At 66.0% G+C, this 13,655-nt stretch carries 10 protein-coding genes and 2 pseudogenes; 5 read left to right on the top strand and 7 right to left on the bottom strand.

From position 1 onward, the window contains the following. Positions 1-187 precede the first annotated feature (187 nt). On the bottom strand, positions 188-622 hold the full coding sequence (locus ACFY0T_RS49975; RefSeq protein ID WP_388885832.1) for a cupin domain-containing protein: 435 nt from the start codon (positions 620-622) through the stop codon (positions 188-190). A gap of 460 nt (positions 623-1,082) precedes the next feature. On the opposite strand from ACFY0T_RS49975, the pseudogene ACFY0T_RS49970 reads away from it, so the two are divergent. Next, a pseudogene (locus ACFY0T_RS49970) lies at positions 1,083-1,208 on the top strand (ketol-acid reductoisomerase); the annotation flags it as partial. A 1,144-nt stretch (positions 1,209-2,352) separates the two neighbouring features. After that, a complete protein-coding gene (locus ACFY0T_RS49965) occupies positions 2,353-3,285 on the top strand; it encodes a sigma-70 family RNA polymerase sigma factor (RefSeq protein ID WP_388885829.1) in 933 nt (310 codons plus the stop codon). A gap of 291 nt (positions 3,286-3,576) precedes the next feature. Here the strand turns inward: ACFY0T_RS49965 and ACFY0T_RS49960 are convergent, their stop codons facing one another. The 4 genes from ACFY0T_RS49960 to ACFY0T_RS49945 all read right to left on the bottom strand — a co-directional run bounded on the left by ACFY0T_RS49960 (position 3,577) and on the right by ACFY0T_RS49945 (position 10,023). Then, positions 3,577-4,506, bottom strand: coding sequence for a sigma factor-like helix-turn-helix DNA-binding protein (locus ACFY0T_RS49960; protein WP_388885826.1), 930 nt, complete (start codon positions 4,504-4,506; stop codon positions 3,577-3,579). 1,345 nt (positions 4,507-5,851) lie between these two features. Further along, entirely contained in the window at positions 5,852-6,598 is a 747-nt protein-coding gene (locus tag ACFY0T_RS49955) for an SDR family oxidoreductase (protein WP_388885823.1), read from the bottom strand. A gap of 291 nt (positions 6,599-6,889) precedes the next feature. Next, positions 6,890-8,590, bottom strand: a complete 1,701-nt coding sequence (locus ACFY0T_RS49950) for an L-aspartate oxidase (protein WP_388885834.1) — start codon at positions 8,588-8,590, stop codon at positions 6,890-6,892. A gap of 197 nt (positions 8,591-8,787) precedes the next feature. Further along, positions 8,788-10,023: an NAD(P)/FAD-dependent oxidoreductase gene (locus ACFY0T_RS49945; RefSeq protein WP_388885820.1), complete on the bottom strand. Its 1,236-nt coding sequence runs from the start codon at positions 10,021-10,023 to the stop codon at positions 8,788-8,790. A 220-nt stretch (positions 10,024-10,243) separates the two neighbouring features. Between ACFY0T_RS49945 and fdxA the strand changes: the two are divergent. Then, positions 10,244-10,628: pseudogene (fdxA, locus tag ACFY0T_RS49940) on the top strand (ferredoxin). 51 nt (positions 10,629-10,679) lie between these two features. Here fdxA and ACFY0T_RS49935 read toward each other — a convergent pair. After that, complete coding sequence (locus ACFY0T_RS49935; RefSeq protein WP_388885817.1) at positions 10,680-11,105, bottom strand: OsmC family protein; 426 nt, start codon at positions 11,103-11,105, stop codon at positions 10,680-10,682. 459 nt (positions 11,106-11,564) lie between these two features. Then, the gene (locus tag ACFY0T_RS49930; protein WP_388885814.1) at positions 11,565-12,035 is read right to left on the bottom strand and encodes a MarR family winged helix-turn-helix transcriptional regulator; all 471 of its coding nucleotides are present in this window, start codon (positions 12,033-12,035) and stop codon (positions 11,565-11,567) included. 214 nt (positions 12,036-12,249) lie between these two features. Here ACFY0T_RS49930 and ACFY0T_RS49925 point away from each other — a divergent pair, with 214 nt between their 5' ends. Both ACFY0T_RS49925 and ACFY0T_RS49920 read left to right on the top strand, forming a co-directional pair. Then, positions 12,250-13,203: an ABC transporter permease gene (locus ACFY0T_RS49925; protein ID WP_388885811.1), complete on the top strand. Its 954-nt coding sequence runs from the start codon at positions 12,250-12,252 to the stop codon at positions 13,201-13,203. Between the two features lie 156 nt (positions 13,204-13,359). Beyond that, positions 13,360-13,482, top strand: coding sequence for a hypothetical protein (locus tag ACFY0T_RS49920; RefSeq protein ID WP_388885807.1), 123 nt, complete (start codon positions 13,360-13,362; stop codon positions 13,480-13,482). Positions 13,483-13,655: the final 173 nt, after the last annotated feature.

The following is a 13,655-nucleotide window of genomic DNA, read 5'->3' as shown; positions in this document are numbered from 1 at the left end:
CTGCGCGCCCCCCCCCCCCCGCGGCGCCGCCCCCCGCCCCCCCCCCCCGCGCCGCCCCCCCCCCCCCCCGCCCCGCGGGCGGGCCCCCCCCCCCCCCCCCCCCCCCCCCCCCCGGCTCGGTGCACAAAGCCAGTGCTGATCAGTCGCGTGCCTTGGGCACAAGCACTGGCGGAGCCCCCGAGAAGGACTACTGGAAGTCACAGCCGGGGTTGGGGGCGTCCTGGGAGAAGGGGGCGCCGTGCGGCAGGACGTAGAGAACCTCCAGGACGAGGTCCGTAGCACCGAGATTCTGGCCGATGTGCACGTGGCCGGCACCGGGCGGTTCCTCCACGAAGCTGCCCTTGGAGTACACACCGTCGGACTTGCACGTGGAATCGAAGTGACTCAGGGTCCCCTGCTTGACATACGCGTACAGGGTGCCGTCGTGGTAGTGCCATCCGGTCCCCTGACCCGGAGGAATGGTGACCTCCCGCAGGATGTAGTCGCTCCCGCCCACGGTGGACTGGGCGATGACCTTGCCGGTCACCCCGGGACCGGCCGGGGTCGCGTGCGCGAACCCGGCGGGGAGGTATAAACCGGCAAGTAGGGCACCAACAGCGCCTATACGTGACAGATTGCGCATGCTCTCTTCCATTTCGTGGTGAGGTGTGGTGATTGTCGGGCCGGGCTCACGCAGATCAGCGTCCGCTCAATCGAGTCACACGGTGCTTTCTCCGACGCATAGCGACCGGCGCGCGACTCACCTTAGGCCACGGCCACACGCATGGTTGAGCCGTTCACCAGGTCATCACAGCAAGACGTGGGATAGTGTTTTGCGGTGGATCAACAACGGGCACGCCAGCCGGAGTTGGTCCCGTGACGTGTGCCCGGCGGGCCGGACAGACCCAGTGCCGGCCGGACAGGCTCAGTTGCGGAGACGCCCGGCAAGCCCGCGAAAGCAGCATCAAGCATGGACACACGCTGTCTTGTCCATTGTTCTCCTGCGTTCCCCCCTCCCCAAGGCGCAGCGCCTCCTCCACAGCAGACCTGGCACAGGTGCCGCCTCGGGACCTTCTTCCACCGTGAGCGAAAGGGTGTTTCCCATGGCCGAGCTGTTCTACGACGCTGACGCCGACCTGTCCATCATCCAGGGCCGCAAGGTCGCGGTCATCGGCTACGGCAGCCAGGGCCACGCCCACGCGCTGTCGCTGCGCCACTCGGGTGTCGACCGCGCACCACACTGACCACCCACTCCGTCAACGGCCGCACCGGCCTCGTCGCCCGCTACCACCACCAGGTCGCCGCCGTCATCAGCCTCAACATCGCCGACCACCACGTCGCACAAGTCTGGGTCACACTCAACCCCGACAAACTACGCTCCTGGAACCAGCCCCCCACCCCCCAACCCGACATAGCCACGCTGGCACAGACCAGCACCGCGGAGAATCGGGGCATCAGCTGAGTCACTACGGGGCAAGTAAGCCCTGCCACAAGCCTCTTGAGTGCACGTCGATACTGCTGCTGCCCTGGCAGGACAGAGACCCGAAAGCCGGCCGGTGCTTGCCCTCACGCTGGTACAGCGGCAGCAAGGCGTGGTTGTACAACCCGTGAGGACGCCATTCTGTACAACCACCGAGTCGGGCTGGTGTACGAGTCCGACTCGGTGACGGTGCACTGACCGTGGAATCGTAAGTATCGTGTCGGCAAGGGCCGATGGGGGATCATCCGGATGCCGGTCAGCCGCCGTCGTCTCTACTCGAACGGTGTTACCGGCCCATCGCTGTGACACGCATCGTCACGATGCGGCCGCCGGTTTCTTCAGGGTGTGACTCCTGCCGGTGGCGTGAATACGCTGCTGCGGGCTCATCCAGCCCTCACCGGGACGCAGAACGACCCACCCACTTATCAACAACGTGTCAATGCTTTAATGGCGCCGTTGGGAACGGTTCCACGGTCTTGGGCCGGGGAACTGTGCGCGGCCCGCTACCTATATGGGCCCTTTGCTCAGAAGTGTGATGTGATCAATGGTCGGGCTGTGAGCCCGCAAAAACACTGTGTGACTTCCTGGGATCGGCTCCTCCGGCAGCAGCCGGCGGAACCCTTCTGCCCCCGTCCTGTCACGGGAACGGCCGATGCCGGTCCAACGGGAGAGATGCGATGGGAGCAGTCATGACTTTCAGGGATGTGTCGCGACTTTCGTGATCACGGTTCCTGCGGCACCCAAACAAGCCATGCAGCGCCTCATACCCGGCAGCACACCGGCGTTCAGGATCGTGTCCTGCGACCGCTGGTCGGCGCCGTTCAACACCACGCGGTAGCCGCGTGGTCCCGCCCCTAGACAGCCGCAACCGGAGGAACGGAGACCGCAGGATCATGGATCTCGAGCCGTCCCCCACGACAAGTACCCTTGAAGAGGCTGTTGCTGTTTTTGTGCAACACCGGACACGTCTCTTCGGAATCGCCTACCGAGTGCTTGGCAGCGCGGTCGAGGCTGAAGACGTGGTCCAGGAAGTGTGGCTGCGTTGGCAGAAGACCGACCGCTCCGTGGTGGTCAGCCCGGTGGCCTTCCTCTCGAGTACGACGACTCGCTTGGCCATCAACGTCGCGCAATCGGCGCGCGTGCGCCGGGAAACCTACATCGGACCATGGCTGCCCGAGCCCATCGACACGAGCTCGGACCCGGAGGTAGGCGCGCAGCGCGCGGAGGCTCTCGAACTGGCGCTGCTGTTGGTGCTGGAGAAGCTGAGCCCCACTGAACGCGCCGCGTACGTACTGCGCGAGGCATTCGATTACGCCTATCCCGAGATCGCTGAGATCCTTCAACTCAGCCTCGTCAACGTGCGCAAGATCGTAAGCCGTGCTCGCAAGCATCTGTCGGAAGAGCAGCGGGAGAGCGTGGACACGGCGGAGCACCGACGCCTTCTCAACGTCTTCGTCTCGGCGGCTCAAACGGGGGATGTGGCTTCATTGGAGGCCCTTCTCACCCCCGATGCCGTCAGTCTGTCCGACGGCAACGGTATGCGGGCCTGCGCTCGTATACCTGTGCTGGGCTGTGCACGTGTGGCCAAGCTGGCGACCTATCCGCGGCTCTGGCAGGAAGCGGAGCCCAGGTTGGTGGACGCCAACGGCTGTACGGGCGTGATGGTCTACCGAGATGGCCAACCCATCGCGTTCATGACGATGGCCGCCTCGAAGGAAGGCATTTACAAGGTGATGTGGGTGTTCAACCCGAGCAAGATCGCCGCGATCCTTGATTCGCGTTCCCGCTTCGCAGCTGCTCTCGGCCCTGCGTCGGGCGGTGTGTGACCGCGACACTGTGACGAGGCAGTCATCGCGCGATCAACGAAGGCACCCGACAGCGTCTGCCCCGGGCTACTGGCAGACCGGTGAGCCCGCACGCGCGAGGTCACGCATGGCCCCTGATGCAGCCGGCCTCCCCGAGGGGGGCGCGGACGACGGGGGAAGTGGACACTCACCGACCCGGGACCTGTCTGCGGGCCCCATGCGGTGAGTAAGCGCCCCATGTTCACGGGACCGGCCGAGGCGCTTGGAGCTATTTCTGTGCGGACGTGGGGTGCTGGCATGAAGCGCCGGTGATCAGGACCAGCCGTCGCCCTGCTGTGACGGGCTCTGGTGTGAGCCGGGGCCATCGGGGGTGGGGGGCAGGTTCCAGGAGCGTAGTTTGTCGGGGTTGAGTGTGACCCAGACTTGTGCGACGTGGTGGTCGGCGATGTTGAGGCTGATGACGGCGGCGACCTGGTGGTGGTAGCGGGCGACGAGGCCGGTGCGGCCGTTGACGGAGTGGGTGGTCAGTGTGGTGCGCGGGCGGCGGGCCAGGAGTGTCAGCAGGCTGTGGGCGACCTGCCGGCTGCCGTGGACGGGCCTGATGAGTGCCCGGACCTTGCCGCCGCCGTCGAAGAACGCCGTGGCGTCCGGGGAGAGCAGCGATGCCAGCAGCTCGGCGTCCTCGCTCAGGCAGGCCTGGCGGACGGCGCGGGCGAGGGCATCGTGCTGTTCCGGTGTCGTGGGGCGTGAGCGCTGCACCCGAAGGCTGTGGCGCGCCCGGTCGGCGAGTTCGGCGCACTCCGGCTCGGTGCGTCCCACGATGTCAGCGACCGTATCGGGGGTCATCCCGAAGACGTCGTTGAGCACGAACGCCGCCCGCTCGGCAGGCGACAGGGAGTCCAGCGCAGTCAGCAGAACCCGACTGACCTCCTCCGCCAGCCTCGCCCGCGCCCCCTCGGCGTCTCCCGTCTGCGTGCGGTAACCCTCCCTCTGGCCTGCCGCACCCCGGTCGGGTAGGGCGAGGCGGTCCAGACCGATGCCGCCCGCGGTCTTCGCCAGCCAGGACCGGGGCGCCGTGATCTGCTGGCGCGCGGCGTCGGACAGCCCGTACCACCGGCGGTAGGTCTCATCGACAACGCTCTCCGCCTCACCGGCACTGCCCAGCATCCAGTAGGCGACATCCAGCAGGGACCGACGCTCATCCAGCAGCTCCGCGATCGGCACCGCGTCAGCATGGTCCATACGGCATCCTCCCTCTCGCACGGCACCACACAACGCGCCGCACGCATCAACGTCGCCGCAGTTCAGAAGGGCTTCACCGGTATCGACGTACCGATGGCAGGATGTCACCAGGCACACCCCTGTGCCCGGGGAGGCGGCTGCAGTAGTCGATGGCTGAATCCTCGCGCATGGCACACCTCTTTCACTTCTCCGCTCAACCTGTTAGACCGGGCAGGCATGGATCTTGTGACATGAGCTTCCACGCCTGATCCCGAGGCCTCGGGCACTGTCCTTTTGCCATGGGCCCTCAGCGCGCGCTGTGCCGACGCAGGATGTCCCGCCAGGAATGGGCAGTTCGCCAGAACACGTCTGCGCCGTCGATGCACGCTGGAGTCCACCCCGCCCAGCGATCGCAGCACCACAGCAGTGACCCTCGGTTTGCGGAGCCTTCACACCAACATCCGCTCGGCCATCATGACCGCAGCCCGCTGCCGGGACCGCGCCGCCTGCCCCACGTTGTCGCGGCCCGCGGGGCGTGACCACCGCGTCGTTGTACCAGCGTGACTAGCCCCCGCGGGCCGCGCCCCGGCCACACCATCCTCTGCGGATCATCCCCTTCAGCGCCTCGCGGAACTCGGCTACGTGTCACACATACGCCGGTTACCCGGTCTCAGGGCCGAATAGCGCCCGTAGCCGCAGATCGACGCAGCCATGGTGACTGGTCGCGCGCTCCATGATCTCCCCGGCCAGACGGCGTGCCTTGGCGCTGCCGGATGCGAGGAGCGTGGTTCTCTCGCCCTCCTGCCGCCGCCGCGCCTGCGAACACTGCGCGTAGTCCCCGACGAGTGATGACCAGGAAGACACACGTTTTGAATGCGCGTTCCTTTCTGCCCGCCCGGGCATCCTGTGCTCGAATCACCAGTACCCTGCAGCGGTGCGCTCCATGATCTGGATATCGGTGTCGCCTGCCCTTTCCTTGGCGTGTGTCACAACTTCAGCAGGTGCGTCATGAGGTGCAAGCAGGAAGGAGCCTGCCGACCCAAGGAGTTGCAGTTATGACTAAGCCCGTTCTTGAGCCTGCAGCGCAAGAGCTCGCGTCACTCCACCGCATACACAGCCACTGCCTTGGCCTTCCTTGCCAGGACGATCCGTTTCTTCATCTCTCGTGGGTCCAGGCTTCGACGTTCATGACCGGCAGCGCTTCGCTCGAAAAGCAGCCCTGAATTCGACTGTACGGCCGCAGTGTGCCAGAATTCGCCCCTATTTGAGATCCTCGCACGAAGGAACCGGCTCGCCATGTTCAACCGAAAGAACCTGCGGCCGGAGCACAGGGGTGGCCCCTGCCGACAGGGGCCACCCGCAGGACTTACCGCTGCTGCGCGAGCCAGTCGGCGAGGCGGGTCTCGGCGAGGTGCGCGCCGGGACCCGGCACGAGTGTGGTCTCCTGCAGCTCGGCACCGGAGTACGGGGCCTGCGGGTCCGTGACGACGGTGCGGGGGTCGTTCCCGTCGGCGAGTACCTTGCGGAGGAGCTCATCGAGCTGGAACACGTCGGGGCCGGCGATCTCCACCACACCGTTGACCGGGGTGCCGACCGCTGTGCGGCCGACGGCCGCGGCCACGTCGTCAGAGTAGATGGGCTGGAACTTGACGGGGGCCAGACGCACGGTGTCGCCCTCGGTCGAGATGTCCGCGATCCCCTTCACGAACTCGAAGAACTGCGTGGCGTGGACGATGGAGTACGGGATGCCGGACGCCTTGATCAGTTCTTCCTGCGCCTGCTTGGCACGGAAGTAACCGCTCTCCTGGAGCCGGTCGGTGCCGACCACGGACAGAGCCACGTGGTGCGTCACGCCGGCCTCGGCCTCCGCCTTCAGGAGGTTGGCCGTGGAGGTGCGGAAGAAGTTCATGACGTCCTCGTCCGCCCACGAGGGGGAGTTCGACACGTCGATCACGACCGACGCACCCTGCAGAACCTCGGCCAGACCCTCGCCCGTCACAGTGTTGACTCCGGTGTTGGGCGAGGCCGCGACCGCCTCGTGACCGTGCTCGTTGAGCTTGCCGACCAGCTTCGAGCCGATGAGCCCGGTTCCACCGATCACTACGATCTTCATAACGGATTCCTCTCGGAGGTTTTCATGGTGCCGCGCGCATCCTGCATGAGCTGCTCGCCGGTACTGAAAAAATTCTGTCTGCACTAGAAGAGACAGGACAGCGGATCTACTTGTGACAGGGGTTCGCAGGCATCGAGAAAATTCTTTCCCGATGCGGCCCTCGGGGGCCTGGTTGCACAAGGCAGCGCGGCTTTTCATTGCGCGTCACGATCCCGCCCGTGGTCACATGGCGTGCTTGAAGGAGAGCAGACGGGTGTGACGCCATTGCGCGCCTCGCAGAGTTACACGAGGTCATTCGGCGAGCTTTCCATCGGTCGAGACCTCCTGCATCAGAGAGGCAATCTCGTCCGGGATCGCCGGAATGCTCTCGCGGGTGATCCCAGTCGTCGGGGACCACACGAGATTGACCTGCAGAGCGGGATCCATGTCCGGATAGTCGCTGCGGTTGTGGCAGCCCCGGGTCTCACGACGCTCAAGCGCTGCTTCGAGCGTGGCCCGGGCTGCCAGAGCGGCGGACTTGAGGTCGAAGGCGTGCGCGAGATCCTGGTAGCCGGCGATGTCGGGATGGATGCCGACGTCCCCCATCCTCTTCTCGATCACGCTGAGCTCTGCCAGTCCGGCGCCCAGGCCCTCTTCGTCGCGTAGGACTCCCGCATGCTCGGTCATGGTGTTGCGGATGGCGCGCTGCAGGGCGCGTACGTTCTCCGGTCCGTCGGCGGCGAGAAGATCGTCGATCTCCGCGCGAGCCTGCGCGATTGCCGACGCCGACCGCGGCTGCGCGGTCAGGGACTGCGAGTAGGCGGCGGCAGCCTGGCCTGTGATGCGGCCGAAGACCAGCAGCTCTATGAGACTGTTCCCACCAAGGCGATTGGCGCCGTGCAGCCCGCTCGACGCCTCGCCGATGGCGTACAGGCCACGTACGTCAGTGCTGTGGTCCTCGGGACGCACCCACACCCCGCCCATCGAGTAGTGCGCAGTGGGCGCGATCTCGATCGGCTCGCGGGTGATGTCCAGCATCTGCAGGTCCAGAAGAGTCTGATAGACCCGGGGGAGCCGCGTCATGATCGTCTGCCGTGGCAGGTGGGAGACGTCGAGCCACACGCCGCCCTTGGGGGTCCCGCGCCCTTCCTTGATCTCCGTGTAGGAGGCCAGGGCCACACGGTCGCGGGTGGACAGTTCCATCCGGGCGGGGTCGTAGCGGTTCATGAACCGTTCCCCGAGCGCGTTGCGCAGGATCCCGCCTTCACCTCGGGCGGCCTCGCTGACCAGGGTGCCGGCCGCGTTCTCCGGCTCGATGATCCCGGAAGGGTGGAACTGGACCAGCTCAGGGTCGCGCAGGCGGGCTCCGGCCTCCACGGCCAGGCGGAAGGAGTCACCCGTGTTCTCGTCGCGCCGTGAGGACGTGCGCCGCCAGATACGGGTGTGGCCACCCGCGGCGAGAATGACGGCGTCCGCGTGGATCAGGTAGCGCTTTCCGTCTGTGAGGTCGAAGCCGTAGGCACCGAAGACGGCGCCGTCATGCACCAGGAGCCGGGTGATGTAGACACCGTCGAGCACGGGGATTTTGAGCTGGTCCGCGCGCCTGACGAGCGTGCGCTGGATCTCCAGACCGGTGTAGTCGCCTGCGAACGCAGTCCGCCGGAACTTGTGCGCGCCGAAGAACCGCTGGGAGATGCGGCCGTCCTCTTCCCTGGCGAAGGCCATGCCGTAGCGTTCCAGGTCGTCGATGCCCCGGGCGGCGCCCTGGGTGACGATCTGAGCGGTGCGAGGGTCGGCGAGCAGATAACTCTCCTTGAGAGTGTCGGCTGCATGCTGCTGCCAGCTGTCCTCGGGATCCATGGTGGCCAGGGCCGCGTTGATTCCTCCGGCAGCAAGTGCCGTATGGGCGTCCTCCTTTGGACGCTTGCCGACCGCGAGGACGTCGATGCCGGCCTCAGCCAGTTCGATTGCTGCTCGCAGCCCAGCTCCTCCGGTGCCGATCACCAGCACCATGGTGGAAAGACGTTGTTCACTGATAGCCACGGTCTACTCCGATCGCCTGGGGTGTCACTCAGTACGACCAGGCCGTCCCGGGATCTGTGACACCCATCTGCTGCCGATGGGCCCGTAAACCCGTGGTGAAGCCCCACTGACACCAACGAGGGTGAGAGACGATGTGCAATACGGCCCACTCTCGCCCGGGCCGGGAGTCACGGCAGGATGCGCTCCAGGGGTACGTTCGGGTCGGAGAGGAGCCCGTCGTCGATGTCCGACCCGGATGTGATGAGGGACCGGATCGGGTCCATGACATCCCACACGTTGACACTCATGCCAGCCAGCACGCGGTTCCCCGCCATCCAGAACGCGATGAACCGTCGTTCGGACGGCTCACCGCGGAAGACGACGCGGTCGTCGCCCCCTGGTTCCGTGTAACCCATGTACTCCATTCCGAGGTCGTATTGATCTGTGTAGAAGTACGGCAGCCTGTCGTAGACAGCGTCCTTGCCGAGCATGCTGAGCGCCGCCACCTCCGGCTGATGCAGTGCATTGGCCCAGTGTTCGACCCTGAGGTGACGGTCGAGCAGCGGGTGGTAGGCGTTGGCGACGTCGCCTGCAGCGTAAATGTCGGCCACTGAAGTCTGCAGATGCTCGTCGGTCACGATGCCGTTCTGCACGTCCAGGCCCGCCTCTTGGGCGAGTTGGACATTGGGGGTGATGCCGACGCCCACGACGACGGCGTCCGCGGCAAGGTGGCTGCCATCAGCGAGCCGCACCCCGTCCACACGGCCGTGTGTGCCGGTGATGGACTCCACCTGCACGTTGGGCAGCAGCTTGACGCCGTGATCAGCGTGGAGAGCGGCGAACACCTCAGCCGCCTCGCGCCCGAGCACCTCCAGCAGGGGAAGCTCCGAGTGTTCGAGCATTGTTACCTCAGCGCCGGCCATCCGGGCGGCCGCGGCGGTCTCAAGACCGATCCATCCGGCACCGATGACGACGATCTTCGCCCCCGCGCTGAAGGCGGACTTGAGCCGTTCACTGTCTCCCACACGGCGCAGATACAGGACGTTGTCGAGGTCGGCCCCCGGGAGGGACAGATGACGTGGAGAGGAGCCAGTGGCCAGCAGCAGCTTGGTGTAGGGAACCTGACGCCTGTCGTCCAGTTCCACCGTCCGTGCCCGCCAATCGACCGCGCGCGCACGCGTGTCCAGCAGCAGGTCGACATCGTGCTCCCGGTACCAGTCATCAGGATGCACGAAGATCGAATCGCGCTTCTCCTTGCCCAGCAGGTATCCCTTGGAAAGCGGCGGCCGAACGTACGGCCTCTCACGCTCGTCGCCGATGACGATGAGCGGACCGCTGTGGCCGTGTTCCCGCAGTGCCTCCGCCGCCTTGGCCGCGGCCAGACCGCCACCGACGATCACGAGAGTATTCACAGGGTTTCTCATCTCAGATGTCGCATGCCGCGAGTCATGTGGGGAGGGTCACCCATCAGACCGCGTAGCCCTTCATCCTGTGACAACTTCAGTGACTGCCCAGGCGGGATACGCGCCAACTGTCACAACATCATGGGCCTCATGGTCATACCTCCAGCCGGAAGACTGCCTGCCGCAGGCCCGTCTGACGCTGACCATCTCCATCGGACTCCATCGGACGAATGAGGAGAAGATGACGTACGTCATTGCACAGCCTTGCGTCGACGTCAAGGATAGAGCCTGCCTCACCGAGTGTCCTGTTGACTGCATCTATGAGGGCAACCGGACGCTCTACATCAACCCCTCCGAGTGCGTGGACTGCCGCGTGCGAGCCGGTCTGCCCGGTCGAGGGCATCTTCTATGAGGAGGACGTCCCACAGCACTGGGCGCAGTACACAACCATCAACGCCGAGTACTTCGAGACGTCCTTGAGGCAGCAGGGCGAGCCGTTCGTCCTTGACGGCGATCACCGTCTGATCGCCCAGTTGCCACCGCAGAGTTCGCACAAGAGGGACATCGCTCTCTTCAGCATCCGCAAGGAAGAGGCTGCTGACGCCGACCTGTGGTTCCCCGCCTGACAGGACACCCGTCCCAGGGGGCGGCGGGGGGCCGAACCGCGCAGGGTCGGGTCATTGCGGCAGTGTCTGGCTGCGGGACGACGCGTGGGGCCTGGCCAGAACAGTGGGCACGGTGACGACCGAGGCCTCCCTGGTCAGGAGACGTTGCACAGGACAGCGCCCGGCAGCTGCCAGTAGCTGCTTTATGTGGGCAGGCTCCAGATCGCCGGTCAGCCGGATGTTCTTGACGATCTGTCCTTGCGGATCGAACCGCACAGCTACATCGACTTGGTCGAGCGGCCAGCCGTGCCTGTCCGCAAAGGCCCGGACGGTCATGGAAGTACACGAACCAAGCGCGGCCAGGAGCAGTTCTCCGGGTGTGGGTCCCGTATCGGTGCTGATGGGCTGGGGTTCGTCCGCAGCCAGCGTATGAGGACCGACCGTAATGGAGCGGGCCAGACGCGGGCCTTCAGCTACTGACACGATGCGTGCGTTCATCAGTCTTCCTCTCGGGCGAGGTGCACCGCGGTCTGGCCGGTGATCACCAAGGGGGGCGGCGAGTTGCGTCCGGATGCAGTGACTCGTCCTTTTACTGCTAAGACAGGAAGGCTCTCGCTCATGTGACACATTTCCAGGACGGCCCCGGGCAAGGCGTCGCCTCCACATGTCCGGTTGGTTGGGCGGAGCGCGGACGGTCGGCACGCCGTAGGCCCCACCGTTTTCGGGGGAGGAGGCAGGCCAAAGCGTCCAGTCGCCCTGAGCCACGTGTCGTGGCTCCTCGCGGCACTGCACTGCGGTTCATGTCATGGCAGATTGCGACTTACCCATGTGGAGAACCGGACCGAGTCGTACATCGAGATGCCGACCCGTTGCGCCCTTGCTTTGGAGCACAGCAGGGCGAGCAGGCGGCCGGGAGATCGACTTCTCCCCGTGCCCCAGCGCTGAGCCATGCGCCACTCACGTCCCGTCGTCGTGCTGATTCCCGTAGCCCGGTCCGAGCGCCTGGGCGTTGAGGGCGCCGAGCATGCGACGGAGGTGGGTGCGCACCTGTTCCTGTTCCTGGGGCAGCAGCGATTCCAGGGCCTCCTGCTCGCACGGTTCGAGCGCGGTCTCGCCCTGCAGTGCCAGTGCCTCGCCCGCGGCCGTGATGCACATTTCGATGATTTTTCCGTGAGTGGGGTGAGGGCGCCGCTCCACTAGCCCACGCTCGACCAGACCCCGCAGCGCTGTGCCCATGGACTGGGCGGTGACGCCGCAGCGGCGGGCGAGTTCGGCACTGGACAGAGTCCCGTCCCGGCTCAGTCGGACGAGCGTGCTGAGTTGCGCCTGGGTCAGTCCGAGTGGGCGCAATGCCCGTTCGAGGCGCTGCGTGTATGCCTGTGAGAGCTGCCAGAGCAGGTAGCCGATGCGCTCGCTGGGATCCTTCACCGCCACTGATGCTCCTCCATGTATAAGGTAGCTTATACAAGTCACCTTACACCTTGAAGGTCGAGGAACCATGCCCAGCACTGTGTCCGCAAGTCAAAGTGATTCCCCTGACGCCGACCCGGGGCCGGGGCGACACCGCCACCATCCGGGTCCGCAGAGTGACGCCCCGCCCGAACGGCCAGGGCTGACCGGGCCGCAGGCGGTGCTCAAGCCCGTGATCACTGTGCTGACCATCGGCCTGGTCTTCGTCAGCGTTTTCCTCGCCGCCTTCCATACCCCCCAGGCGCACCGGCTGCCGGTCGCCGTCGCCGCATCCGACAAGACCGCGGCACTTTTCGACGTGCGGCTGCAGCGTGTCGCGCCGGACGGCTTCCAAGTCGACCGGTACCCGGACAATGCCTCGGCCCGTTCGGCGGTTGAGCACCGCCAGGCGTATGCCGCGCTGTTGGCCGACGGCGGTGATCCCAAGATCGTGTACGCGGGTGCGAACGGTCCCGCGGTGTCCGCGCTGGTGGCGCCGCTCGCCAGTCTGTGTGCCCCGGGCTGTCGGCCGGCAGAGAAATGGCCCGTCACCGACATTCTTCCGCTCTCGAGTGGGGACAGCAGGGGTCTATCGGTCTTCTATGCGTCATTCGGGCTGGTGCTGGCAGGGTTTCTCTTCGGCCAAATGACCTACCAAGTGGCACCGCGCCTCTCCTTCGGGCAGCGCGTGAGCAGTCTGGTGCTGTTCGCGGTCGTCGGCGGACTGGCGACAGCACTCATTGCGAGTACGGCCTTCGGGGCCATACCCGGTCCCTTTCTGGGCATCGCGGGGATTGTGGCGCTGATGGCGGGGGCTATAGCGGCAGCGACCGTACTCTTGATCCGGATCTTCGGCGCGGTCGGAGTTCTGTTGGCGTCGATTTTTATGATCGTGATGGGGAACGCCAGCAGCGGTGGGGTGCTGCCGCCCGAATTTCTGCCTGGCTGGCTGAAACCCCTCACCTCGGTGATGCCTCCGGGCGTCGGCGTCCGCGCACTGGGCGGGATCGCCTACTTCCACCACGACGGGCTGGTCAGCGGTGTTGTGGTGCTGTCGGTCTGGATCGCTCTTTGCATCGCGGCGCTGTTCGTGCTTGACCGGATCGCCGCATCATCTGCCGCGATCCTGCACGCCGCGAGGTCGTGAGCGCGCTGGTAGAGGTCATCATCGGCGCATCCCACGACAGGCTGCGAGCAGCGGACGCCGGTTTCCGTCGGCCGTCCACATGTTGTGGCAGGTGGGCCGTCCAGAGTGCAATGCAAGGAGTGTCGCTCGCGCGGCACCCTCGCGAGAGGAACCTGCGTGAACTGGTCGATCTGGGTTGTGGATTGTGGCAGCGGCGAGCACGCCGGCCAGGGCGCACAGGACTCCAGAGATCAGGCAAGCGGCGTCGAAGCCGGTGGAGAACTGTTCCGGATTCAGTGAACGAGATGCCGTTCAGGAGTGCCGTCGGCAGCTGGGCGGTCCTGCGAAGAGCCGTGGGGGGGGGCCCCCCCCCCCCCCCCCCCGCCCCCCCCCCCCCCCCCCCCCCCCCAAAAAAAAAAAAACCCCCCGGGCGGGGGCGGGCCGGGGGCCGGGGGGGGAGGGCCCGCGGGCCG

This window comes from Streptomyces sp. NPDC001530 (assembly GCF_042894545.1).
Taxonomy (GTDB): Bacteria; Actinomycetota; Actinomycetes; order Streptomycetales; family Streptomycetaceae; genus Streptomyces.
This window is presented reverse-complemented; position numbering and strand designations above follow the sequence as displayed.

What these genes read in the sequence shown, in the direction of transcription:
- ACFY0T_RS49975 (WP_388885832.1), bottom strand. Translation starts at nt 622, where the DNA reads ATGCGCAATCTGTCACGTATAGGCGCTGTTGGTGCCCTACTTGCCGGT.
- ACFY0T_RS49965 (WP_388885829.1), top strand. Translation starts at nt 2,353, where the DNA reads ATGGATCTCGAGCCGTCCCCCACGACAAGTACCCTTGAAGAGGCTGTT.
- ACFY0T_RS49960 (WP_388885826.1), bottom strand. Translation starts at nt 4,506, where the DNA reads ATGGACCATGCTGACGCGGTGCCGATCGCGGAGCTGCTGGATGAGCGT.
- ACFY0T_RS49955 (WP_388885823.1), bottom strand. Translation starts at nt 6,598, where the DNA reads ATGAAGATCGTAGTGATCGGTGGAACCGGGCTCATCGGCTCGAAGCTG.
- ACFY0T_RS49950 (WP_388885834.1), bottom strand. Translation starts at nt 8,590, where the DNA reads ATGGTGCTGGTGATCGGCACCGGAGGAGCTGGGCTGCGAGCAGCAATC.
- ACFY0T_RS49945 (WP_388885820.1), bottom strand. Translation starts at nt 10,023, where the DNA reads ATGAGAAACCCTGTGAATACTCTCGTGATCGTCGGTGGCGGTCTGGCC.
- ACFY0T_RS49935 (WP_388885817.1), bottom strand. Translation starts at nt 11,105, where the DNA reads ATGAACGCACGCATCGTGTCAGTAGCTGAAGGCCCGCGTCTGGCCCGC.